The following is a 24,260-nucleotide window of genomic DNA, read 5'->3' as shown; positions in this document are numbered from 1 at the left end:
GCCGCCGTCGATCTCGACTGAACAAATCGGGTCGACGGCACCGGCTTCTCCTATCCTGAAAGGGCAGCCCGATCAGATCGGGCGGACGACGGGAGTCTGGTGAGTTCACGAATCACGCCGCTGCGTCTCGAATCGTTCGAGCGGCTGCCGAAGCATGCGCGGCGATGCGTGTTCTGGGAAGTCGATCCGTCAGCATTGGGTGACAGCGACCATCTCAGTGACCCCGAATTCGAGAAGGAAGCATGGCTGTCGATGGTCATGCTCGAGTGGGGATCGTGCGGACAGTTGGCGGTCGCCTGCGACCCGGACCGCGCCGAGGACCCCAACGATGACACGCCCTGTCTCGGTTACGCGTTCTACGCGCCACCGCGTGCGGTGCCCCGAGTGGGCCGCTTTCCCACCGGACCGGTCAGCCCCGACGCGGTCCTGCTGACATCAATCGGCGTCGACTGCACTGACGACGGCGACGCGCTGTCACGACACCTGATCGCCGCTGTCGTCGCCGATCTGGTTCGCCGTGGTGTGCGCGCACTGGAGGCATTCGGCCGTACGACCGAAGTGGCACAACTGGGCGGTCCGCAGGCCTGCCCAGCGGAGCTGGCGGCGACGGTCGAGGCTTTCGGTGAATGCGCGGTCGAGCAGTGCGTGATCGAAGCCGACTTCCTTCTGGACAACGGCTTCGAGATCATCGCGCCGCATCCGTACTTCCCGAGGCTGCGGCTGGAACTCGAGCAGGGGCTCGGCTGGAAGGCTGACGTCGAGGCGGCGCTCGAGAGACTGCTGGAGAGCAACGCGTTGCAGCAGCCTGTCGGGGCGCTCTCCAGCGCGGTGCTGTGGACACGGCGGCGCTGAGCCAGTAGCTCGGCCGCCGACGGAGGCCGTTGGTTCCACGTGAAACAACGCTCTTCCCGTACCCTCGCGGCCATGGGGGAGTCGCCGCTGAATCCGGATAGTTCCGGCCTGCTCGATGTCGGTGACGGCAATCAGATGTACTGGGAGACCCGTGGCAATCCGGCCGGGCGCCCCGTTCTGATCGTCCACGGCGGGCCGGGCGCCGGGAGGTCCCGCAGCGCGCACAAGCAGTTCGACCCCGAGCTGTTTCGCGTCGTGCAATTCGATCAACGTGGATGCGGCGACAGTGTGCCGAGCGCGGCGGACCCCGCGACCGACATGTCGTGCAACACGACCGAGCACCTTCTCGCCGACATCGAGGCGCTGCGTCGTCATCTCGGGATCGACCGCTGGCTGCTTTACGGTGGCTCCTGGGCAGCGACACTGATCCTCGCCTACGCCCAGCGCCATCCGGAGCGCGCGACCGGCATCGTGCTGATCGGCGTAACGATGACCCGGCCGCGGGAGGTCGACTGGCTGTACCGCGGGCTCCGGCTCGTCCGGCCCGTGGAGTGGCAGCGCTTCCGCGACGGGGTGGCTGAGGAGGACCGCGACGGCGATCTCGTCGATGCCTACCGACGGCTGATGGAGCATCCGATCGCCGCTGTACGGGAGCGGGCCGCCCGCGACTGGTGCGCCTGGGAAGACGCGGCGATCGCTCACGAGAGCCAAGGCCGGCCGGGTCAGTACACCGCGAAGATCGATGCTGACCGACTGGCGTTCGTACGCATCTGCACGCACTACTTTGCGCACGCGGCGTGGCTCGACGACGGCCAGCTGCTCCGCGACGCACACCGGCTGGCCGGGGTCCCCGGCATCTTGATCCACGGTCGTCTCGATCTGTCCGCCCCCGTCCGCACGGCGTGGGAACTCGCGCAGGCATGGCCCGGCGCCGAACTCCGGATCATCGAGGATTCCGGCACACGGGGAGTCCGGCCATGGCGGCGGCGATCGTAGACGCCGTCGAACGGTTCACTCCGCCGCGGAGCTGATGCGGCGGTTCCACGTGAAACCTCGGCCAAGCCGACGGAAGTCTGCGGGGCCAGCGACACCGGCACCAGCCGCGCCCTCGGCACCCACACCGGAGAAATACGGACGCTCGCGGCAGGAGAGCGTCGGCCCGACCATCGAGCCGCACCGTGCGCCCGACTGAGACGCCGGTGGTGCGCGACGTCCTGACGTCCGGCCGGCCGTCGCCTGTCCGGACGCGGTGCCGCGGGCAAGACACGGCCAGCGGTCCATGTGGCCGTCGCGATGGTCGGCGGGGGTATCCGGTACGTCGGCCGCACACCGACTACCCACGCCCCGCCGGTAGCCCGCACGGCCCCGATGCGAGCGACTTCCTCACCGGCTCAATGGCGTGGTGCGGGATCGGGCAGCAGCACCGTACTTGCGCTGCGGGAGCTGTTGGCGTGCGCGGCGAAGTGGTGTTGCCGAGAGCACCGGTGGCTGGCGCTGCCCGGCTTGGGATCGAAGCGGCACGCCAGTGCGGGCAGGGGAGGGAGGGAAGCTGAATGCAGCACCCCGCCACACCGAGCGAGTCGGCTCGGCGGCCGCCTACTGGCCGTCCAGCAATTGGACGATGCGTGCGCGGCGGAGTTTCAGGTCGCCGATCCGGGTGTCCATCTCGGCCAGAGTCTCTCTGATTGCGGCGGCAATGGCCGGGCATATATCGACCGCGCTGCCGTCGACGCATGGCAGCAATTGTCGAATTGTGCGTATGCCGAAACCGGTGTCGATCAGCATTCGGATCCGACGCACATCTTCCACCGTGTCGGCGTGATAGTCGCGATAGCCGTTGGACCGTCGTTGCGGCGCAATCAAACCCTGAGCCTCGTAGTAGCGCAACGATCTGACTGAACTGCCGGTTGCCGCCGCTACTTCACCGATCTGCACGCGAGCTCCTCCTGGGTTGAGCCTGACGCTGGTGTCAGGGTTTAACCTCGCCGCGTGCGCAACGATTCCCTGCTTTCCACCCTGACGGTCACCCGCATCGGCTTCGGTCCGGCTCTGCTTCTCGCGCACGGCGCAGGCGGCGGCGTCGCGCTGAATTTCGGCCAACTCATCGATGAGATGGCTGGCGAGCGAACGCTGATCGGCGTGGACTATCCGGGTTCTGGAGCCAGTCCCTTGACCGCGGGTTCCTACAGCGTCGACGATCTGGCAGACGCGATCGTTGACGTCGGGCGAGCGGCCGGCTTCGATCGATTCCCCATCGTCGGACTATCGCTGGGCTCTGCGGTGGCCATCACTGCGGCGCTACGTCATCCCGAGGCCGTCAGCGCACTGATCCTGACGGTAGGGTTCGCGCACGCCGATCCGCAGCTGCGGTTGGTTGTCGATGTCTGGCGATATCTGGCCGAGCACGACCGCGACATCCTGGCGCGGTTCCTGACAGCAGTGTCGTCGCCGTCGGCGTTCGACGAGGCCGGCAATCTCGACGAGCTCGTGGCCGACGTCCGCGCGAGCATTCCGGTCGGCAGTCCGCAGCAGGCTGCACTGGCCGCCGAAATCGATCTCCGCGACCGCCTCGCGGAGGTCGTGATCCCGACGTTGGTCGTGGCGGCGGGCGGGGACCGCATCGTGCAGCCGTCCTCCTCTCGTGCTCTGGCAGCGGGCATTCCTGGCTCAGTCCTGATGGAATATCCACACGCCGGTCATATCTTCACACCGGACGAGGGGCGGACATGGATCTCCGATATTCGGAAATTTCTGCTGGCGCACAAGCTGTGACGGACAGGTGGCACTGGCGTGTGGCCGTCCTGTCTGCCGCCGCCTTTGTCTACCTTGCCGCAGAGATGTTCCCGGTCGGCATCGTCCCGCAGATCGCTGACGGACTGCACACGACAGTGCCCGCTGCGGGGCTGTTGGTGGGCGTGTACGCGGTGGCTGCTGGTGCGGCAATCATCCCGGTGGCTTTGGCCACCCGTCGCGTCGAGCACCGCGTCATGCTTACCGCCGCATTGGCTTCACTGTCGTTGTCGCAACTGTTGCTGGCGGTCGCTCCGACGCCCGGGTGGGCAGTCCTCGCCCGGGTCGTCGGCGCGATTTTGCATGGTTCGGTGTGGTCCCTGGCTCCGGTGCTTGCCAGTGCCCTCGCACCGGCCGGCCGTGCGGGGCAGGCGACCGCGCTCGTGTTCGTCGGGGCAGCGCTGGGGTTGGCTGCGGGATCCCCGCTTACTACGCAGCTTTCCTTACTCATCGGGTGGAGAGCCGCGTCTCTGGTGCTGGCGGTGCTTGCGTTGCTCTTGGCGGTGGCCATTGCGGTGCTGGTTCCCCGCCGTATCGGTCGTACTGTGACGGCGCCGGCCGCCGGCCGATCCGGTGAGCCGCACACTGTCGCGGCGGTCTGCGTACTGACGCTGCTAGTGGTGACCGCCGCCTATGCGCCGTATTCGTTCGTCACGGTGTTGGCCGGCGACATCGGGATCCCGGCCGCCGGCCTCCCGGTTCTGCTCCTGGGCTACGGCGGCGCAGCGCTGACTGCGGTCGTCGTCGCCGGACGATTGCTCGATCGACACCGCTACGCTGTCGTGGTCACAGCCCTGACCGGTCTGCTGATCGCATTCGGGACGCTGAGCCTGACTGGCTCGCGCGGGTTGTTCGTCGCGGCAGTTCTGTTGTGGGGAGCGGCCTTTGCGTGTTGGGCACCGGCGATGCAGACGATCCTCATCAAGCGTTGCCCCAACGCCGCTTTTGCGTCCTACCTGTACGTGCTGGCGTTTCAAGTCGGCATATTCTCCGGCGCCTGGGCGGGAGCGCAGCGCGTGGCCGCTGATGCGGCAGCGTCACTGACGATGCTCGCGCTGATCGGTATCGGCTGCGCGGTACCGGTGGCGGTGTTGGCCCGACGGCGGTTGTGATCGGGGAGAACCAATTCCGGTGAGCGACCTATGAGTCCGGGAACTTCACGTCGAAAAACCGCCACTGCGGCTCGTATCCCGATGGTCCCAGGACCAATCCGAACAAGCGTCACGTGACGCTCATGTCGCGCACGCCGTTTGCCGTCGAAATGGGTGCTGCGGCCGCGGTTCCGGCGATCCTCGAATGACCGGCCGCGCTGTTCCGTCGTCACCGCGTGGCAGCGTGGCTCTGCGGCGCGCTGAGTCGATCCGGGGACATCTTGACGCTGTCCGCTTCGTGGTCCACCAAGCGGGTCATGACACGTCGGTGGCGGCACTACGGGAGGCGACGGGGGAGCCCCGCGGCTGTTCGGCTCACCCCGGACGGTGCCGACGCACCTCACCCACGTCTACACCAAGCGGGGGCTCAGTTCCCTGATTGGGCTGATGCCGGCGGCGGGGCGTCCCGGCCGTCGACTGCGGTCGCCGCGATGCCGACCAAGACGTCGATGACTTCCGGCAGCCGCCGGGTCGTATTGATCTCATGACTGGCCGACCGTCGCAGCAGTGGTTCGATCTCTGCGATGTCGGCGAGGATCCGGGCGCGCTCGTCTTCGGCCTTGCCGAACGGGTTGTTGGTCCGGCGCCGTACTCTGTCCAACACGACATCGGTTGGGGCGGTGAGGAGTACGACCGCATCGAAGTGGTCGTAGAAGTGCCATTGGTTGGCCACGGTGCCCTGAACAAACAAGTGTGCGTCTCGCTTTTGGCTCAGCAGCTCGTCGATCAGGGACTCGCGCCAGAGCGGCTCGCTGTCGATGACTTCGATCCACGGTCCGTCGTCGGTATCGACGGTGATGTATCCCCGCTGAGCAAGGCCGGCCAGCACCGTCGACTTGCCCACCCCGGACATACCGGTCACGAGCACCGCGGCCTTACGGGTCATGCCAACTGATTCAACCAGGCCCGTGCGGAGGAGCCTGCCGCGAATGTGCAATCAGCGTGCTGCGCAGGCGATTTCCGCGATCGCACCGCACGCTCGCGGGACAAACCGCAGAGACTAGGCGCCGGCCTGGCCGGCCTGCTCCACCGACATCTCGTGGGCGAGCAGCTCGGCGAACGTGAAAGTACCTGTGGGACGGTCGTTCTTGCCCAGCAGGTACAGCCGCTTCACCGCCGCCAGGATGCCTTCGGCGATCGAATCGCGGTGACCGGGAGAGGTCAACAAGTCACGGTCGTGCGGGCTACTCACGTAGCCGATGTCGACCTGCACGGTGGGCATCCGGGTCAGCCGCAGCAGATCCCAGGTCCGGCCGTGGGTCCGGCAATCACGGAAACCGCTGCGCGCCACAACTTCCCGTTGAATGAAGTCTGCGAGGTTGCGGCCGATGGTGGACACCGAACCGTGCGAGTTACCGAAGTAGAACGACGCGACGCCGTTGGCCGCCGGACTGGGCAGGCTGGCACAGCGCAGGCTGATCATCAGATCGGCGCCGACCGCGTTGGCCGTCGCGGCGCGCTCGGCGTCGGACGGGCTGCCACTGACCGGGCGAGACAGGAACGTGTCCATGCCGATGGCCGTCATGCGGCCTTCGAGGCGGCTGGCGAGATCCCACAGGACGTCGGCTTCACTGACCGGGCCGGACCGGCTGGTCATGATCAGCCCGCGGTCGTCGCCGCCGCGGCCCGGATCGATGATGATCCGCTTTCCGGTCAGGCGGGGGCCGCTGCGCCGCACGAGTTCCTCTTCGCGGATGGCGTGCGGCGAACCGCCGGTGACCCGCGAACCCAGGAAGTACAGGGAGCGCAACGTCTCCGGACCGCAGATGCCGTCCGGGAACATGCCGTACTCGCGCTGGTACGACATCAGGCCGTTGTGGGTCTGCAAGCCGAAATGACCATCGACGAGACCGGTGTAGAAACCGAGATCCTGCAGCCGGGCCTGCAGAGTGGCGACGTCGTCGCCGTACATCGGGGCGCCGAACTGGTGCGACAGCGTGCGGGCCCCCAGCCGGTACGACGCCTCTTTCAGCGCGCGGTAGGTGGCCTCACCGACCATGCCGTCGACGAGCAGCCCACGCTGCTGCTGGAAGGCCCGCACGGCCTGGTCCAGATCCTCGTCGAAGAGGTCGAGAGCGACGTGCTTGCCGGTGGTGAGATCCGCGTCGGGACTGTCCAGCAGTCCCAGGGCGGCCAGTGCGGCCCGAATCTCGGTGACCGAACCTCCCCGGTCACCGCGACGCAGTATCGACATTCCTGGCCTTTCAATCACGGACGCCAGGCGGGCGGACAGCTGCGCACTGGCGGGACGCCGTGTCCCATTGTCGCAGACGCCCCGCCGGAATCCGCAACTTCACAGGCAGCAGCGGTGCGCCCCGCCGAATCCGGCGGGTACGCAGCCGCTGATGCGATCAGACCTCGTCGGCGATCTCGCGGAGCAGCGCCGCCTTGCCCTTGGCCCCGACGATGCGCTTCACCGGCTCGCCGTCCTTGAACAGGATCAGGGTCGGAATCGAGACGACGTTGAAGGCGCGGGCAGTCTCGGGGTTGGCGTCGACGTCGAGTTTGGCGACGGTCAGCTCCCCGGCCTTCTCGCCGGCCAGTTCCTCGAGCACCGGGGCGATCATCTTGCACGGTCCGCACCAGGTCGCCCAGAAGTCGACCAGCACCGGGGTGCCGCTCTTGATGACGTCGCTGTCGAACGAACCGTCGGTGACGGTCAACGTTGCGCTGCCCTCGCTCATGTACTGCTCCTCTCGGGTGAACTCTGTGGGGGAAGGACGATCAGCTGTCGTGCTCGGCGAGCCAGCGCTCGGCGTCGATGGCCGCCGCGCAGCCGCTGCCGGCCGCGGTGATGGCCTGGCGGTAGGTGTGGTCGACCAGATCGCCGGCGGCGAACACGCCGTCCTGCGAGGTGTTGGTGGTGCGACCCTGCACCTGCACGTAACCCTCGTCATCGAGGTCGATGAGGCCGCGCACCAGCTCCGAGCGCGGGTCGTGGCCGATGGCGACGAACACGCCGGTGACGGGAAGCTTGCTCTCCTCGCCGGTGGCGGTGTTGCGCAGCAGTAGCCCGCTGACCTTCGAATCACCTTCCACGGCAACAACTTCGGTGTTGGTGACGAAGGTGATCTTCTCGTTGGCCTGGGCGCGTTCCAGCATGATCCGCGAGGCGCGGAACTCGTCGCGCCGGTGGATCAGCGTCACCGAACGGGCGAACCGCGTGAGGAACGTCGCCTCCTCCATCGCGGAGTCGCCACCGCCGATGACGGCGATGTCCTGATCGCGGAAGAAGAAACCGTCACAAGTGGCGCAGGTGCTCACGCCCTGGCCGATCAGCTCCTGCTCACCCGGGACACCGAGGTGGCGGGCGGCCGCGCCCATCGCGAGGATCACAGCGCGGGCCTGGTAGGTCTCGCCGTCGACGGTGACGGTCTTGACGGGGCCGTCGAGCGACACGGCCTCGACGTCCTCCATGCGGAGGTCGGCGCCGAACCGCAGGGCCTGCTCGCGCATCTCCTCCATGAGCTCGGGGCCGGTGATGCCCTCCTTGAAGCCCGGGTAGTTCTCCACCTCGGTGGTGGTCATCAGCGCGCCGCCGAACTGGACACCTTCGAAAACCAGCGGCTTGAGCTGGGCGCGAGCCGTGTACACCGCGGCGGTGTAGCCGGCCGGCCCGGAGCCGATGATGATCACGTCGTGCACAGCCGGGGCGAGCGAAGCGACGGGGGAATCGGTGTCTGGGGTGGTCATGGCCGCCTTTCATCTGGCTCTGGTCAGGCTCATACCTGGTTGGCCTGCTGCCAGAGTCGGTACGCCTATAACACCAGGGTAAGTGCCGGTGTTCCCGGCCGTTTGGCGGGCTCCGAGGCGGTCAGCGGCTCGATTGTGTCGACGGGCCCGCAGCATCGAGGATGACGGCATCGGCGATCAGGCCGGCGTCGGTCGAGCTGCAGGAGGGAGACACCACCAGGGCCATCATCGAGGTGTCTGCGGGCCTCGGCAGCAGCAGGAGCACCTGGGCGCGGTCGTGCATGGTCAGGGTCGCGGCGCCGAGCAGCGCGGTGGTGGGGGAGTAGCCCAGCCCCTCCAGGCAGGACCGCAATCGGTCCGGTGCCGCGAGCGGACCCAACTCGGGAGGCCGGCTCCGCAGACCCAGGATCTGCGGGTCGGGCCACGGCATCCCGGCCTGGCGCTGCACGGTCAGCGACGCCGCCTTGGGGCCGGCAGAGGTGCGGGCCGGTTCATCGGACCCGCTGAACACCACGGCGGCGCCGATACCGACCGCGATCAGACCGGCGGCGGCCCCGGCGACGACGGCGGGACGCGACCTGCGCGCCCCATGACCCGCCGAACGGCCGGGGACGACGGTGTGCCGTGCCGGCCCGGCGTCGCGCAGCGCAGATCCGATGCGTGCGGTGACGTCCGCGGGAATGTCGCTTTCAGCGGGGTCGTCCGCCAGGCTGTGCAGATCGCGGCGCACCTGTTCGAGCTCCGCATACCGGTGAGCGACCGCCGGATCGTCGCGGATGCGCCGGCGCAACCGGGCGGCCGTCGCGTCGTCGAGCAGGCCCGCCTGCAGGTCGGCCAGCTGCTCGAGGGAGACGGGCTGTTCGGCCTGGTCGTCGTCCACCTGGCGAAGCCTAATCTGGCCGGCGTCGGATGCGGTTCGGCCGTGTCAGTCGGCGAGGTGCGCCAGCGACTGGGCGAGTTTGGCCCGGGCCCGCGAGCAGCGGCTCTTCACAGTGCCCTCCGCGATACCCAGCATCGCCGCCGTCTCGGCGACCGAGTAGCCCTGCATGTCGACGGCGACCACCGCCGCCCGCTGTTCGACCGGCAGCCGCAACAGCGCCCGTTCGATGACGATGGTGGTCTCGATGTGGCGTGCGGGATCTGCCGTGTGGCAGGTGGCATCGCTGAGCTCTTCGGCGCGGTGAAACTTGTTGTGCCGCAACCGGTCCAGGCACGAGTTCACCACGATGCGGCACAGCCAGCTGCGGACCGAACTGTCGTGCCGGAAGCGCGGCGCGTGGAGGTGGGCTTTGAACAGTGCGTCCTGCAAGGCGTCCAGCGCGTCCTGCGGGTTATGGCTGGTCAGCCGGGCGAGCCGGTACAGCGCGTGGTGGTGGCGGTAGAACAGTTCCTCGAACGCATACCGCTCGCCGGCGATGTGCGCCGCGAGCAATTCTGCGTCTGACGCGCCCGACTGTGGCCCCCCGAAACTCCCCACTTCCGAACCATAAATCGGGTCCTGGAACGCGCCCGACGCAAATTTGCGGGACTGTCGGCAAAATGCGTGCTGATCAGGAACGATGGCGTGCGACGAGCCTGTGGATAACCTGGGGAGCGGCTGTGTCGACGGCCACGTGTGTACGCCGTTCGTCCGATATCGACCGGGGCCACGCACTTAGTAGCCTCTGCCGATGACGCCCATGGGAAGCGAGCCCAAAAGAGTTGGCGTGTGGCTGGCGGTCGCCGCACTGATCAGTACACAGGTCGTCGGGTGCTCGGGGTCCAGCAAGCCCGGGCCCGCCTCCAAGGCACCGTCTGTGACGGCCACGGGTGCGCCTGCGACCCCGAGTGTCGACGTCGCCAGTTTCAGCGGTCCGGTCATCGAGCATTGCGCCACGCAGACAAAGAGCACCACACTGAGCAAGCTCAACATCGCGACCGGCGCGCTGGTGGACATCGCCACCTTCCCCGCTGGCTGCAACATCGGCAACGGCCAGTTCTCGCGGCCGCGCTACAGCAGGGACTTCCACAAGATGGCGCTCGACTCCATCACGCTCAACGATGGTCACGTCCGCTACTACGACGCCGACAGCAAGGCGACGGTTGATGTGACCGAGGCCCTGCAGCCGTCGCCGACGGGAGATTTCGGTAACCAACAGAGGCCGGACCACCGCAACCCGCAGTTCGACGAGCAGGGTCTGTTGGTCTTTTACGATGCTCGCGCCAAGATGTACAACTTCGTCGATACCGATGCGATGAAAGTCGTGCGGACGAGCCCGACGTACATGCCGAACTTCCTTCGGCCCGTGGTGAAGAACCCCGAACAGATCGAGCTGGGCGAGGGCGAACTGCCCGGCGGCGACAGCTTGCGCGTGTGCCCGTCGTCGTTGTGGTTCATCGACGACACTCGCTATCTGCGGTCGGTCCACGACGACGCGGGTCACTATCTGGTGATCGACGCGGTGCCCCCACCGAGCGTCGAGCGCCCGGCCTGCAGCGACACCGACGGGCAACGCATCACGCCCCCGAGCACCGAAATATCTGAGGCGGCAGCGGATCCGACCGGATCGACAGTCATCTTCACGGTGTTCAGCCACAACGACATCAAAGTATGGAACCTGTACCAGGCGAACTTGCAGGACCCGTCGCACCCGACGCAGATCAAGATGTCCGGCAACATCCTTGAACGCGCGGGCTACGACGGCGGCCAGGCGATGGCCTTCGTCGGCTGGAGCTGATCGGGGCCTACGCGGCGGCCTTCACGACCACGTTGGAGATGTCGGTCTTGCTCTTGCCATCGACGGTCCCCAGCGTGGAGATCCAGATCAGCAGATGCTGCGTCGGCTGCGCGCCCGAGATCGTGATGGTGTTGGAGCCGGGCTTCATGGTCGCCGGCTGCGTCAGGACGGTCGTGGCGTCCAGCGAGGACGGCGTGGCCGTCTGAGCCGACCGAATCTGGATCGCGGTGCCCGTGCTGGTGAGGTTCAGGGTGACCGACGCGACCGTGGTCGCCTGAGGCAGGTTGAGCATGAGGCCGACACCGCTCTTGAAACCGGGGAACGGTGTGGGATCGGTGTAGACGTCGGTCGACCACGCGTCGCCGGATGCGCCGGTCAGGGCTTTGCCTGCGGTCTCCGGCGAGTCCGCGCCGCCACCGGGTGAAAACACGGTCACACCAACGGGTTTCACCACATTGCCGGGTGTTGGGGCGCCGCTCGAGGTCGGGTGCTGACTGTTGAGACCCAGCTGTTGCTTGTCCAGCCCGCCGCCGACGTCGCCGAAGATGCCCTTGAGCACCGACGCCAGGACCAGCAGGGCCACCAGCAGGACCGCCCCACCGACACCGAGGCCGATGAGCAGTGCCTTGCGCCGCTTGGCGGCAGCTTCGGTTTCGGCAGCGTCCGCCGGTTCCGGGCGTTGCGAGCCGTCGACGGGCGCGAGCAGTTCGGTGGTGTCGGCGACAGTGGTCGCCTGTTGCAGCAGGTTCAACAGTGTTGGGGCCGAGCGGATTCCGCCGCCCTCCTGCACGGCGCGGGCCGCCGCGGCAGAGATCTGGAAGGGGATGGTGCCGTCGACCGAGCGGGGTTCGACGGGCTGGCCCGCACTGTTCTGGGTCGCGGGCAGCATGCCGCTGAGCGCACCGGCTTCGGGCAGCGGCCACCGATTGATCAGCAGCGCGTACAGCGTGGCGCCGACGCCGCGGATGTCGTCCTCGGGCGTGGCCGACGGCAGGGTGCCGGGGAAAGCGAGCACCACGTCGCCTTCGATGCTGACGCGAATCCGGCCGGGGTGATCGACCGACAGCGCGACGCCGGAGCGGTGCGCGGATTCGGCCGTCGACGCCAGGGACTGGATGGCGCGGGCACCGCCCATGGGGGACGGTTCCGTCGCCGCCACCTCGGCCAGCGAACCGCCGCGGATCCATTCACTGACCACCAGACCACCGTGGCCCAGCCGGGTGACATCGAGGATCCGCGCCAGGCCCGGTCCCTCGACGTGGCTCAGTTTGCTTGTCCGGGTGAGGATTTCCTGGACCATCGACTCCGGCAGCACGCCGTCGTGGTCGACGAACGTCAGCGCGACCTGGCGGTCGAGCGCGATGTCGAGCGCGTGCCAGAACTGCAGATCGGGTGGACCGCCGTGGAAGACCAGCAGTCGGTAGCGGCCGTCGGCGACCACCGCGCCGGCCCGCAACGCGACGTCGTCGCCACTGCCGGAGGCATCCGGGATGTGGGCGGATCCCTGGTCCGCGGGTGCGTCGGTCACCGCAAATCCTTTCCGAAGCCCGCCCGTGGTACCACTTCCCGGCCTCGCCCCGCCTGTGGCGGACGCGCCGGGCCGGCGTGGCACCGGAGGTGAATTGCCGTGTCCAGGGTACGGGACCGCGGTCCGTCCCGAGTCCGGTACAGCAGAGCTGACCTGGAGTGCGGGGGTCGGAGCGGCCCCGCCGCGTCCCAGTCGGCGCTGCACGAAAGCGACTGCGGCCAGGGCATCGGGCACCTTGGCGGCGACCAGCACCGCCACGATCACCGGCAGCATGATCAGGCCGAGCAGAACCAGGCGCAGCAACGATCCGGCGGCGCCGCCGTGTTCGGTGAGCCGATCGAACCCCAGCAGCTTGTCAGCGAGATATGCGAGGAGCCCCGATCCCAGGGAGGCACAGATCGTCACGAGGATGGTCCGGATCACCGGCAGTTCGATCATCCGGCCGCGCGGCGGCCGCAGCGCCGACCGCAACAACACGTAGCCGACGGTCGCGCCGGCGAGGAAGCCGAGCCCGTTGGCGAGGCCGAGGTATCCGGCCACGAGTTCCCGGTCGTCGGTCAGGTGCGGGGCGATCAGCGAGCCGACGATCTTCACCACGGTGATCACGACGATCAGGACGATCGGGATCCAGGGTTGTTCGCGGGCGTAGAACACCCGAAGTTCCAGCAGCACCATGGAATACGGGATCAGGGTGAACGCCGACAGCGTGATGGCCATGCCGAGGTAGGCGGCGTCGGTGGCACCGAAGTTGCCGTACGCGAACAGCGCGCTACCGATCGCGGGTCCGCCGACGGTCATGAACGCGACGATCGGGATCAGGGTCACCATGGTCAACCGGGTGGCCAGGGAGAAGTCGGCGAGCACCGCGGGGTCGTCGTTCGCGGCGGCGTTGCGGGACAGCCGCGGCATCACGACGGTCAGCACCGTGACGCCGATCATGCCGAACGGCAACTGCAGCAGCAGCCAGGCGTAGTTGTAGATCGCGGGGCCGGATGCGGCTGCGTGGCTGGCGATTTCGTTGCCGACGATCAGACCGATCTGACTGATCAGGACATACAGCATCATGGCGACGGCCATCGTGCCGAACTTCTTGAGCCGGTCGTCGATACCCCACAGCGGCCTCAGGTCGATGCGGTGCCGCTGCAGGGAATACAGCAGCACCCCGGCCTGGGCGACCACACCGAGGGTGGTGCCGATGCCGAGTACGAGCAGTTTGGCGTTGCCCATCTCGACGGGATCGATCGAGAGTTCGCCCGGGACAAGCACATACACGCAGAGCGTGATGATTGCCACCACGTTGTTGAGCACCGGCGCCCAGGCCGGCGGCCCGAACACGTTGCGGTTGTTCAGGATTGCCATGTAGACCGAGGTCAGCCCGTAGAAGATGATCTGCGGCAGCAGAAGATACGCGAAGGCGGTGGTGAGCGGTTCGTTCACCTGCGGGTCACTGCCGAGCATCAGCCGCACCAGCAGCGGTGCCGCCGCGACGGACAGCACCGTCGTCAGCAGCAGTAGTGCGGTGGCCAGCGTGACCAGTCGCCGCACGAACGCGGCGCCGCCGTCGGGATCGTCGCGTTCGGCGCGGGCCAGCACCGGCACGAAGATCGCGGTGAAGGTCGCCTCGAGAACCAGGGCGGCCACCATGTTCGGCAGCTGGTTGGCGACCGTGAACGAACTGGACAGTGCCGCGCCGAGAATCGCGGCGAGCAGGACGATCCGCAGGAAGCCGGTGATGCGGCTGACCAGGGTGGCGAAAGCCATGCCCCAGGACCGGGAGACGACGGCCGCATCGGACAGTTCGGCCCGCCGCCGCGGCGGTGCCTGCGGTGCTGCCGCGGCGTTGGGCCGGGGACCGCGCGCGGCGTTCACGAGTCCTCCTGGTCGTGGGCCATGGCGGTGTCGAGTGGGTCGGGCCGGATCGGCCGGCTGTGATGCGGCCGGTCCAGGTCGGCCCGGTCGGGCTGGCCGCGGAACCGGTGCCACAGCCGTCGGCCGGCGAGCAGGAACAACACCGCGCCGGCGGACAGGGTGATGAAGAACAGCACCTTGCCGTAGGCGTTGGAATGCACCGACAGTCGGACCGGCTCGCCGAGCGTCAGTCCGTTGACCGTCCGCAGGGAGACGTCGACCGCGACGCGCTGGGTGAAGTGCACCTCGATGGGCACGCGCAGGGGCAGGTAGCCCGGCGGCAGCTCGATCTCGCCCATGTCGGTGACGGTCATGCCGGGCGGCGCGTCGATGACGAGTCGCACCCGGATGGGCAGCGGCAGATCGTTGCGCAGGGCGAGGGGGAGGGGACTGCGCTCGGTGGCCAGCGTGTACGAGCCGCCGGGGTTCACCACGGTGACCGCATGGAACAAGTCGTCCATGGTGTGCTGCGTGGCGGTGACGCGCTGCTGGGCCAGGGCTTCGCGGACGGTCGGCGGTACCGACTGCGTCAGCGCCCGCAGCATGTCCTCACGCAGCGGCGCGGTGTACTGGTCGCCCGTCAGGCCGGTCTGGCTGTTGACGGTCAGTGCGGCCGTGAGGCCCCAGATCCGTTCCATGGTGGTCGAGATCTGGCTGGTGATGCCGTCGCCGTAGCGGGCCTTGGGGTTGCCGGTCCCGTTGTCGGGCGGGGTGGCCGACTGCGTCGGCGGCAGTGCTTGAGCGTCGGCGATCACCGCGGGCATCGGGCGGGCGACGGCCAGCCCCGAATGGATGGCGGTGGCCACCGACGTCAGGATCGCCTGGGCGTCGTCGGGTGTCACGTCCCACGCCAGCGGCGGCATCAGGATCTGGTTGCGGGGCTGCGCGTCGGGTTGCAGGCCACGCCACAGCACGGAGGCGATGGCGTCCTGACGGCGCGCCACCGGCGAATCGTGGTTGAGCGGCACATGCAGCGAGGTGTCGAGGTAGCCCGGCGAGATCGGGGTCCGCCCGGCACCGGCCAGGGCCGCGGCGACGCACGGGTCGAACGGCGCCACGGTGACCTTGTCGCTGTAGCGGCGGGGCGCGGTGTCAGCGGGATTCGCGGCGTCGTCGGGGGTGATCGGCGCGGCCGCGATCGCGACGGTCGGTTCGGGCTGCGCCGACAGCAGCCGCACCGCGGGACCCGTGAGCGGGCCGTCGCCGACGACGGTGGCGCCGCGCAGGGACTGGACGCCGAGCAGCTGGTTGACGATGGGGCCGGTATCGGTGGTGGCGGTGGTGCTCAGGACTGCGTCACCGACGCGTTGCAGCGCGCGCAGGTCGGCCTGGGCGTACACCGTCGGGGTGACGCACACCCGCTGGGCCAGCTCCCGCAGCCGGTGCAGCCAGTCGGTCGCGGCCTGCTGGCCGGCGCCGGGGTGAGTGGGTGAGTTGAGGCCGGCCGCCGGGTCGTCGGTCACGACGTAGCCGCCGCTCATCGCGTTGACGGTGATCAACAGGTCGGGGTCGATGGCCAGGCACATCGCGCCGCGCATGAGCCCGCCGGGATCCACCTGATCGTTGGTGGCGAAGTCCGCCGCAGCCAACAGGGTGTCCAGGCGGCCGCCGTTGGCCAGGGACGTCGCGAGGTCGTCGTCGGCCAGGCGGGCCGGTTCGGTGCGTCCCGGGACACCGGCCGCCAGGTGCGGACGGTCGGCCAGCGGCCACAGCAGGGTCAGCGCGACGGGGTGTGCCGTGTCGGGCGGCACGACGGCGTCGATCGGCTGCTGGCCACTGCCGCCGCCGGGAGGGGGCGGGGTGGCGGGCACGCCCAGCACGGGTAGCAGGAAGCGGGCGTCGTCGAGCCGGGCGGCCGCCCCGTAGTCGGGGGTCCCGTTCACGTTGACGAGCAGCGGGTACACCCCGGGCCGGTCGATGCCCAGGGCAGGATGGTCCGCCGATCGCACCGGGTACGCGAGCCGGAACGGCACGCTCTGCCCGCGCGCCAGATCCTGCGAGACCGTGGTGAAGTCGCCGACCGCGGAGAAGTCCGTCGGCTCCCCGGCCAGCGTCGTCCGCAGTCCGGCAGAGGACGTCACCTCGGCCGCGTGTTCGAGGCGCACCATGACGTCGTGCACCGGACGGTCCCCGACGTTGGTGACGGTGCCGCTGACCGTCACCACCGGCTCACTGGTGGTGGTGACGACGTCGGGCGTGACGTGGTCGATGCGCAGCTGCAGGAACGTCGCCCCGCCCGGTTCCCCGGCCGACGACTGCGGCGTGATCGGAGCGGTGAGCAGCAACAGCAGGACGGTGACCGCCAGGACGCGGAGGAGAACTGTCGAGGCCGGCCCCGACAGCTCTCGCCTGACGTTCACGACCCGGGTCCGCAGCCGTTCGCGCGGCGGCCGGGCTGAGTATGGGCGGAGTCGTCGGTGCGATGGTTCCGCGTGCGGGAATGGGTCTGTGGGCGGCGGCGCGGCGCGGTGCGCGGCAGCGGCGGCAGGGCGCCCGGTCCATCGGTGTGCAGTTTGTCGATCAGTTCGCCGGCCACCTCGGCGAGCTTGCGCTCGTCGGCGTAGGCCAGGCGGGACGGCAGCTCCCGCAGCGGCACCCACGCCACTTCGGTGACCTCGACGTCGTCGTCGGAGAGCTCGCCGCCCAGGAATCGCATCAGGTAATGGTGCACTGTCTTGTGCACGCGCCGGCCCTCGGTCACGAACCAGTAGTCGATGCTGCCGAGCGCCGCCAGCACGCTGCCCTGCAGTCCGGTCTCCTCGGCGACCTCACGGATGGCGGTTTGTTCGGCCGTCTCGCCGAGTTCGATGTGCCCCTTGGGCAGTGACCACAACATCCGGCCGCGCCGGTCGATGCGACCGATGAGCGCCGCCATCTGGGTGTCTTTGGGGCCGTCGAGACCGTCGATCACCAACCCGCCGGCGGACGTCTCGTGGACGGTGCGCAGCCTGTCGTTGTTCGACTTGCGGGCAGCCGGGGGCGGGGGAGCCGCTGCGGCCGGGACCGGTTGTGTGGTGTCGTTGCGGGTGGGCGCGGCCGAATCGGTGTCGGTGCGCTGGGCGCTGTCGCTTGGCGGACCTGCCGAGCGTCGACCGCGACGTCGCCCGCGGCGCCGTCGTGGTTTGGCACGCTCGCCTTCCGACACCCAAGCGATAGTAGCTGCTCAGGTTGGGCGCTCTGTCCCCCCTCGCCGGTCAGTGGCCCAGTTGTGACCGTGCCGCGATGGTGGGTACTCCGGCCGCGGGTGGGCGCATTAGGCTCATCGGACGTGCCGAACGATGCAAGCGCCGAAGGCGGACCGGAGCGGAGCCCGCGCAGCGACCCGGCGACCCTGCTGACCGCCGCAGCGGTCGCACTGAATCAGCATGCGGATTTGCTCATCGACCTGGGCCGGGTGTTCACCGCGGCGGGTCATGAGCTGTATCTGGTGGGCGGCAGCGTGCGTGACGCACTGCTGGGCCGCGACCTGAACGATCTCGATTTCACCACCGACGCCCGTCCGGCGCAGCTCCAGAAGATGCTGCGTGGCTGGGCAGAAGCGTTGTGGGACACCGGGATCGAATTCGGGACCATCGGGGTGGCCAAGCACGGGCAGCGCATCGAGATCACGACCTTCCGGGCCGACAGCTACGACCAGGTGTCGCGCAACCCCGAGGTGGTGTTCGGCGACCGGCTCGAGGACGATCTGGTGCGCCGGGACTTCACCGCGAACGCGATGGCGGTCCGGATCAACCCGGAGCTGCCCGGCGGCATCGGTGAGTTCCACGATCCCCTCGGCGGGCTGGGCGCGCTGGCCGACAAGGTGCTCGACACCCCGTCGGCGCCGCAGGTGTCGTTCGGTGACGACCCGCTGCGGATGTTGCGGGCCGCCCGCTTCGTCTCACAGCTGGGGTTCGCGGTGGCGCCGCGGGTGCTGGAGGCCCTCATCGAGATGGCGCCGCAGTTGGGCCGGATCACCGCCGAGCGCGTCGCCGCCGAATTGGACAAGCTGATGCTGGGTGCCGACCCCATGGCCGGCGTGGACCTCATGGTGCAGACCGGGCTGGGTGATGTGGTGCTGCCCGAGGTCGGCGCCATGCGGATGGCCATCGACGAACACCACCAGCACAAGGACGTCTATCACCACTCGCTGACGGTGCTGCGGCAGGCGATCGACCTGGAGGACCAGGGACCCGACCTCGTCCTCCGGTGGGCGGCCCTGCTGCACGACATCGGTAAGCCCGACACCCGCCGCCACGAGGCCGACGGCGGCGTCAGCTTCCATCACCACGAGGTCGTCGGCGCCAAGATGACGCGCAAGCGCATGCGTGCGTTGAAGTACTCCAAGCAGATGGTCGACGACGTCTCGCAGTTGGTGTATCTGCATCTGCGGTTCCACGGCTACGCCGACGACAAGGGCACCGGCCAGTGGACGGACTCGGCCGTGCGCCGGTACGTCACCGACGCCGGCCCGCTGCTGAGCCGGCTGCACAAGCTGGTGCGCGCCGACTGCACCACCCGCAACCGCCGGCGCGCGGCGCGTCTGCAGGCCAACTACGACGGCCTCGAGCGGCGCATCGACGAGCTGGCAGCGCAGGAGGATCTGGCGCGGGTGCGGCCGGACCTGGACGGCAACGAGATCATGACGTTGCTCGGCATCCCGGCCGGGCCGCAGGTCGGCGAGGCGTGGCGGTTCCTCAAGGAGCTCCGGATGGACCGCGGCCCGCTGACCCATGACGAGGCCGTCGCCGAATTGCAGAAATGGTGGAACGCCAGAGGCTGACCATCCGTCCAATCAGGTATGGACTATTGCCTGAGTGATGGAGACGGGTCGGCGTCGTGGTGGCCGGGGGAGCCGGCCGTGGATGCCGACGGTGACGGCACGCTCGACGGCGTGCGGCTCGATGTGGACGGCGACGGATTGTTCGACGACGCGTTGGCCGACTTCGACGGCGACGGCCGGGCCGACCATGCGGTGGTGGATGTCGCGGACAGCGGGGCTCGGCGCACGCTCACCGACGACGGATCGGGCACCTGGGCCGTGGGCGCGGGGCTGCGGTGGTTCGGCTTGGATGGCACCGAGCAGAGCGGGGGAGCGGTCGTCGACTTCGACGGCGACGGCGCGGCCGATGACCGGCTGATCGACACCGACGGCAACGGACTCGCCGACCGGGTGCTGGCCGGGTCTGCCGCCTACGCGGACACCGACGGTGACGGGCGGTGGGATGTGCGGCTGTCGGACTCCGACGGGGACGGCGCGGCCGACGCAGCCGGTCCCACCGCCGGTTAGTCCCGGCCTGCCCCGGGCGGCCCGGCGAACGCCTGCGCGATGGTCAGCCACTTCTGGGCGTCGTCGCCGACGGCCGTCACGTCGAGCTCGCGCAGCGGCCGCCGTTGGGTCACCAACAGGCAGAAGTCCTCGGCCGAACCGGTGACGCGCTGCGCGGCATCGTCGGGACCCCAGGTCCAGACGGACCCGTCGGGTGCGGAAAGTTCCACGTGAAACACGTCGCTGGGCGGGGTCAGCTCGTGGAGGGTGAACGCGAAATCCCTTGTCCGAACCCCGATATGCGCGATGGACTTGAGTCGCGCCGTGGGCTCGCGCCGAACCCCGAGTGCGTCGGCGACGTCGGCGCCGTGCGCCCAGGTCTCCATCAACCGGGCGCTGGCCATCGACGCCGCGCTCATCGGCGGGCCGAACCAGGGCAGCTTGCGGCCGTCCGCGACGCCTTCCAGCGCGTCGTGCAACGTGGCCCGGGTGGCGCGCCACTGCGCCAGCATCTCTGCCGGCGGGGTCTGCGCGAGTTCTTCGGCCGCCACGTCGACGAACCCGAGCGGGTTCTTCCACGCTTCGGTGAGCGTCGCGGCGAAGGCGTCCTCGTCCGTCACCGCCAGCACCGACACCTTGTCGGTCCACCACAGATGCGCGATCTGATGGGCGATGGTCCACCCCTCGGCGGGAGTCGCAGTGGCCCAGTCGGCAGGTGGCAGGTCGGCGACCAAGCGGTCCAGGTCGTCACTCTCGGCACGCAGATCGGCGATCACACCGGCAGCAGCATTGGGGGCCATGGCAGCACCCTAGACGGTACCGCTGGTTCTGCTGCGCTTGCCCAGCGTCGCGTGCAGGGCAAGCCCCACGAGGTAGACGACGGCACCGGCGGCCATGAGCGCCGAGGACTTGCCGTCGGCCGGGATCACGGCCGCGGATGCCGTGATCGCGATGATGAACGCCAGCCAGAACAGCGCGTCCTGGACCGCGAACACGTGCCCGCGCAGCGCGTCGTCGACGTCGAGCTGCATGGCCGAGTCGGCGCACAGCTTGACCATCTGCCCGGCCGTCCCCAGCACCAGACTGCAGGCGATGAGCACGGGTATCTGCAACCCGGCGCCGGACAGCTGCACGACGGCCGCGATGGCCAGGGCCCCGTTCGCGGTGGCGTAGCGGCCCCAGCGCCGTACCGCCGCGGGCATGACGAGGTTGGCGAGGAACGACCCGAGGCCTGCGGCGGCCACGAACACGACCGTCACCGCGAAGCCCGCGACGTGCTCGCCGCCGCCGTGCCGGACGATCACCAGCACCATGAGGGTGTTGATGCCGAACACCATCCGGTGGGCCGCCAGACCGGTCAGGGTCGCCGTCACCGTCGGCACGTTCGCGACCGACCGGAGCCCGTAGATCCAGCCGGTGACGACGGCGTAGGTGACCGACCCGTGGACCGCGCGGGCGCTGTCGTCAGGCCCCAGGAGGTGGCGGTGGAAGCGCACCGACAGCCACAGCGCCAGCGCGACGGGTAGTACCGCCAACCAGATCACCACCGCGGCGCTGGTGTCGCCCGCGCCCATCAGCCACCGCGGCAGCAGCATCACGTTGGCGCCGACGAACGCCGAGACCGCGCCGACGGCGGTGGCCACCGAGTTCATCGACACCACTTGTTCGGTGGGCACGACGTGCGGCAGTGCGGCCGACAGACCCGAGGAGACGAAGCGGGTGAAACCGTTGACGATCAACGCGCCGAACAGGATTGGCCTGTCGGACGCGGCGTCGGCCAGCAGCGCGCCGACGCAGACCATCACCAGCAGCCGCGCGAGGTTGGCGGCGATGAGCACCTGCCTGCGGTCCCAGCGGTCGAGCAGTGCGCCGACGAACGGGCCCAGCAGCGAGTACGGCAGGAACAGCGCGGCGAAGGAGCCGGCGATGGCCCATGGCGTGGCCGCCCGATCAGGGTTGAACAGCAGCGCGCCGACCAGACCGGCCTGAAAAAGTCCGTCGCCGAACTGACTGACCGCGCGCAGTTCCAGCAGCCGGCGGAAGTCCGGCAGAGCCTGCACTGCATGCAGGACGACGTGGTGGGGACGGCGGTCGGTCACTGGGATATTCGTGTCCTGATTTGAGAGTGCCGGGCGTGATTGAAGCGACCCGCTCCACAGTACAAATATCCCGGCGGGCCGTGTGCGTTGGTCACGGCGACGGCCCTCAAGTGCCATGATGGAGGGCGTGGCGCAGTCAGAGGAACCGGAGGATTTCATTGCCCCTGCCACGCACCGGATCCGGGCGGGCACACTCCTGCTCGCCAACACCGATTTGCTGGAGCCGACCTTTCGGCGCAGCGTCATCTACATCGTCGAGCACAACTCCGGTGGCACGCTCGGCGTCGTCCTGAACCGGCCCAGCGAGACGGCCGTCTACAACGTGTTGCCGCAGTGGGCGAAGCTCGCCACCAAACCCAAGTCCATGTTCATCGGCGGTCCGGTGAAGCGCGATTCCGCGCTGTGCCTGGCGACCATGAAGGTCGGTGTCGACGCCGCATCGGTGCCCGGACTGCGGCATGTGCAGGGCCGCATCGCGATGGTCGATCTGGACGCCGACCCCGAGGACATCGAAGGCGCTGTGGAGGGCGTGCGGATCTACGCCGGCTACTCCGGGTGGTCGGTGGGCCAGCTCGACGGTGAGATCGAGCGCGACGACTGGATCGTGCTGTCGGCGCTGCCGTCGGACGTCCTCGTGGAACCGCGGGTGGATCTGTGGTCACGGGTGCTACGGCGTCAGCCGATGCCCATGGCGATGCTGGCGACACACCCGATCGATGTGAGCCGGAACTAGCCGGAGAAATTCAGCTGCAGGACAGCGTGCAGCTGGCGCAGCTGCCGGCGCAGCCGTCGCCTGCGGGCGCGTCGTCCAGGCCCATCATGGCGGCCCCGGCCTTCGCGCCCTGGTAGCAGCCGGCCGCGAAGGTGCCGACGGCGCCGAGCACGCAGACCATCAGCACCATCACCCCGGTGCCGCGCGGTGCGACGAGTGCGACCGCACCACCGGCGGCCAGCATCACGGCCGTCGCGAGTTGGATCGGTGCCACCGAGCGCAGCACGCGCGGCACGGTGTCCGTCGAATGGGGGCGGCGCAGCGACCAGGTGCCGACGCCCGCGGTCACCACGGCCGCGCACAGGCACAGCACGGCGGCGATCAGCATGCGTCTCAGGATAGGGGCGCCCCGGGGGACGCTCCAAACCGGTGACCGGTCAGCGGCCGAGACCAGGGATGGACGCGGTGAGGGGCACGGCCCCGGCGGCGTGCGGGAGGACGGCGGCGGGCGCCGGAACCATCGGTGCGGCGGGGGCCGGGGCAGGAGCCGGTGCGGCCGGAGCCGGTACGGCGGCGGGTGCGGGTACCACGGCGGGTGCGGGCGCTGCCGCCGGTGCACCCGGCGCGCTGACCTTGAACCCGTTGACGATGGCGTCGGTGGCGTTGCCGGAAGCGACGGTCACCTGCGCGCTCGTCGTCACCGCCAGTGTCACCAGGTACCGGTCCGCACCGGAGGTCGCGATGATGTGCCGCCGCGAGGTGTTCAGCGTCATGTTGTTCTCGCGGTAGGTGCCTTCGATGATCGACGACGGCATGCCATAGAAATCGGCCATCGAACCGTCGGTCGACCGCCACGCGACCTGCTGCTGACTGTCGATGAAGCCGTGGCTGATGGCTTCCCGCGGGTCGAAGTCGCCGACCAGCTTGTAGACCTGCAGCGCGGCATTCGAGGTGTAGAGGCCGTCGCCGCCGACGCGGTCGGCAATGACGGCGAACGCGTCGGGCACATTCGGATCGGGCACCGCGGCCCAGCCGGGAGGCACCGGTAGGACGATGTTCAGCGCGGTGAAGCCGGCGGCCGTCTGTCGCTGCATGGCGACGTTGTGGGCGCGGAGGTAGTCGACGAGGGTGCCCGAGGTGGCCGGCGCGAGGACCGGTGCCGGTGCGGGCGCGGGGACCGGTTGCGCCACCGCGGGCTGGGGCAGCGTCGCCGGTTGCGGCACACCGGCGGGCTGGCCTGCGGGGATGAAGGCGGGGCCGGCCGGCTGGGCGGCAGCCACCGGTGCCGGGGCGGCCTGCACGGTGACGGTCTGGGTCACCGTCGCGGGTGCCGGGATGACGGGCTGGGGCGGCAGGGGATCGGCCGACGAGATCGGGCTTGCGATGCTGCCTGCGAAGCCGACGACACCCGCCAGGCCTGCGGCGACACCCCCTGCCAGAAGTCGCCAGTGGCGAGCGTTCTCGAACATGTGGCGCCGGTCCTTCCGCTTCACTTCTGTCTCATGCGTTGCACTGGAGCCGACTGTATGTAGGTGTGCGCAGTGCCCACCAGATCCGGCGCG

General features: G+C 69.0%; 21 protein-coding genes and 1 pseudogene. 8 read left to right on the top strand and 14 right to left on the bottom strand.

Features of this window, described 5'->3' with window-relative positions; translation table 11 throughout:
• Positions 1-99: 99 nt before the first annotated feature.
• Both ACWW1C_RS29230 and pip read left to right on the top strand, forming a co-directional pair.
• Positions 100-852: an acetyltransferase gene (locus ACWW1C_RS29230; RefSeq protein WP_455981509.1), complete on the top strand. Its 753-nt coding sequence runs from the start codon at positions 100-102 to the stop codon at positions 850-852.
• Between the two features lie 72 nt (positions 853-924).
• Positions 925-1,883, top strand: a pseudogene (gene pip / locus ACWW1C_RS29225) (prolyl aminopeptidase).
• Positions 1,884-2,448: 565 nt separating this feature from the next.
• On the opposite strand, the gene ACWW1C_RS29220 reads toward pip, so the two are convergent.
• Positions 2,449-2,787 (bottom strand): MerR family transcriptional regulator, encoded by a 339-nt coding sequence (locus ACWW1C_RS29220; RefSeq protein WP_455981508.1) that lies wholly within the window; start codon positions 2,785-2,787, stop codon positions 2,449-2,451.
• A gap of 54 nt (positions 2,788-2,841) precedes the next feature.
• Between ACWW1C_RS29220 and ACWW1C_RS29215 the strand changes: the two genes are divergently transcribed.
• Complete coding sequence (locus ACWW1C_RS29215; protein WP_455981507.1) at positions 2,842-3,624, top strand: alpha/beta fold hydrolase; 783 nt, start codon at positions 2,842-2,844, stop codon at positions 3,622-3,624.
• A gap of 20 nt (positions 3,625-3,644) precedes the next feature.
• On the top strand, positions 3,645-4,754 hold the full coding sequence (locus ACWW1C_RS29210; protein ID WP_455981506.1) for an MFS transporter: 1,110 nt from the start codon (positions 3,645-3,647) through the stop codon (positions 4,752-4,754).
• A 406-nt stretch (positions 4,755-5,160) separates the two neighbouring features.
• Here ACWW1C_RS29210 and ACWW1C_RS29205 read toward each other — a convergent pair whose 3' ends face one another.
• From ACWW1C_RS29205 to sigM, 6 genes are all read right to left on the bottom strand, one after another.
• Positions 5,161-5,679, bottom strand: a complete 519-nt coding sequence (locus ACWW1C_RS29205) for an AAA family ATPase (RefSeq protein WP_455981505.1) — start codon at positions 5,677-5,679, stop codon at positions 5,161-5,163.
• A 114-nt stretch (positions 5,680-5,793) separates the two neighbouring features.
• The gene (locus ACWW1C_RS29200; RefSeq protein WP_455981504.1) at positions 5,794-6,987 is read right to left on the bottom strand and encodes an N-acetylmuramoyl-L-alanine amidase; all 1,194 of its coding nucleotides are present in this window, start codon (positions 6,985-6,987) and stop codon (positions 5,794-5,796) included.
• A 157-nt stretch (positions 6,988-7,144) separates the two neighbouring features.
• A complete protein-coding gene (gene trxA / locus ACWW1C_RS29195; RefSeq protein ID WP_455981503.1) occupies positions 7,145-7,477 on the bottom strand; it encodes a thioredoxin in 333 nt (110 codons plus the stop codon).
• Between the two features lie 40 nt (positions 7,478-7,517).
• A complete protein-coding gene (gene trxB / locus ACWW1C_RS29190) occupies positions 7,518-8,486 on the bottom strand; it encodes a thioredoxin-disulfide reductase (protein ID WP_455981502.1) in 969 nt (322 codons plus the stop codon).
• Positions 8,487-8,607: 121 nt separating this feature from the next.
• Entirely contained in the window at positions 8,608-9,366 is a 759-nt protein-coding gene (locus ACWW1C_RS29185) for a hypothetical protein (RefSeq protein WP_455981501.1), read from the bottom strand.
• Between the two features lie 45 nt (positions 9,367-9,411).
• Entirely contained in the window at positions 9,412-9,963 is a 552-nt protein-coding gene (gene sigM, locus ACWW1C_RS29180) for an RNA polymerase sigma factor SigM (protein WP_455981500.1), read from the bottom strand.
• 193 nt (positions 9,964-10,156) lie between these two features.
• Here sigM and ACWW1C_RS29175 point away from each other — a divergent pair, with 193 nt between their 5' ends.
• The gene (locus ACWW1C_RS29175; protein WP_455981499.1) at positions 10,157-11,203 is read left to right on the top strand and encodes a hypothetical protein; all 1,047 of its coding nucleotides are present in this window, start codon (positions 10,157-10,159) and stop codon (positions 11,201-11,203) included.
• A gap of 7 nt (positions 11,204-11,210) precedes the next feature.
• Here the strand turns inward: ACWW1C_RS29175 and murJ are convergent, their stop codons facing one another.
• From murJ to ACWW1C_RS29160, 3 genes are read right to left on the bottom strand one after another with little or no spacing between them, the layout of a single operon-like run.
• Positions 11,211-14,600 (bottom strand): murein biosynthesis integral membrane protein MurJ, encoded by a 3,390-nt coding sequence (murJ, locus tag ACWW1C_RS29170; RefSeq protein WP_455981498.1) that lies wholly within the window; start codon positions 14,598-14,600, stop codon positions 11,211-11,213.
• Positions 14,597-16,999: a hypothetical protein gene (locus tag ACWW1C_RS29165; RefSeq protein ID WP_455981497.1), complete on the bottom strand. Its 2,403-nt coding sequence runs from the start codon at positions 16,997-16,999 to the stop codon at positions 14,597-14,599. Before ACWW1C_RS29165 ends, murJ begins: the two co-directional genes overlap by 4 nt.
• Positions 16,996-17,784 carry an NUDIX hydrolase gene (locus ACWW1C_RS29160; RefSeq protein WP_455981496.1) on the bottom strand — a complete coding sequence of 263 codons (789 nt, stop codon included), beginning with the start codon at positions 17,782-17,784 and terminating at the stop codon, positions 16,996-16,998. The genes ACWW1C_RS29165 and ACWW1C_RS29160 overlap by 4 nt, the downstream gene beginning before the upstream one ends.
• A 123-nt stretch (positions 17,785-17,907) precedes the next feature.
• Here ACWW1C_RS29160 and ACWW1C_RS29155 point away from each other — a divergent pair, with 123 nt between their 5' ends.
• Together ACWW1C_RS29155 and ACWW1C_RS29150 are read left to right on the top strand one after the other, a co-directional pair.
• Positions 17,908-19,401 (top strand): CCA tRNA nucleotidyltransferase, encoded by a 1,494-nt coding sequence (locus ACWW1C_RS29155; RefSeq protein WP_455981495.1) that lies wholly within the window; start codon positions 17,908-17,910, stop codon positions 19,399-19,401.
• An 18-nt stretch (positions 19,402-19,419) separates the two neighbouring features.
• Positions 19,420-19,908, top strand: a complete 489-nt coding sequence (locus ACWW1C_RS29150; protein WP_455981494.1) for a pullulanase — start codon at positions 19,420-19,422, stop codon at positions 19,906-19,908.
• Here ACWW1C_RS29150 and ACWW1C_RS29145 read toward each other — a convergent pair.
• Positions 19,905-20,687 carry a TIGR03084 family metal-binding protein gene (locus ACWW1C_RS29145; protein WP_455981493.1) on the bottom strand — a complete coding sequence of 261 codons (783 nt, stop codon included), beginning with the start codon at positions 20,685-20,687 and terminating at the stop codon, positions 19,905-19,907. The genes ACWW1C_RS29150 and ACWW1C_RS29145 overlap by 4 nt on opposite strands.
• A gap of 9 nt (positions 20,688-20,696) precedes the next feature.
• Positions 20,697-21,986 (bottom strand): MFS transporter, encoded by a 1,290-nt coding sequence (locus ACWW1C_RS29140; protein WP_455981492.1) that lies wholly within the window; start codon positions 21,984-21,986, stop codon positions 20,697-20,699.
• Positions 21,987-22,104: 118 nt separating this feature from the next.
• Between ACWW1C_RS29140 and ACWW1C_RS29135 the strand changes: the two genes are divergently transcribed.
• Positions 22,105-22,719: a YqgE/AlgH family protein gene (locus ACWW1C_RS29135; RefSeq protein WP_455981491.1), complete on the top strand. Its 615-nt coding sequence runs from the start codon at positions 22,105-22,107 to the stop codon at positions 22,717-22,719.
• A 10-nt stretch (positions 22,720-22,729) separates the two neighbouring features.
• Here the strand turns inward: ACWW1C_RS29135 and ACWW1C_RS29130 are convergent, their stop codons facing one another.
• The gene (locus ACWW1C_RS29130; protein ID WP_455981490.1) at positions 22,730-23,086 is read right to left on the bottom strand and encodes a hypothetical protein; all 357 of its coding nucleotides are present in this window, start codon (positions 23,084-23,086) and stop codon (positions 22,730-22,732) included.
• Between the two features lie 49 nt (positions 23,087-23,135).
• Positions 23,136-24,167, bottom strand: a complete 1,032-nt coding sequence (locus ACWW1C_RS29125) for an LpqN/LpqT family lipoprotein (protein WP_455981489.1) — start codon at positions 24,165-24,167, stop codon at positions 23,136-23,138.
• Positions 24,168-24,260 lie beyond the last annotated feature (93 nt).

The sequence above is a fragment of the Mycobacterium sp. HM-7 genome (genome assembly GCF_053852335.1).
The sequence above is the reverse complement of the archived record's forward strand: the minus strand, read 5'-3'. Positions and strand labels throughout refer to the sequence as shown.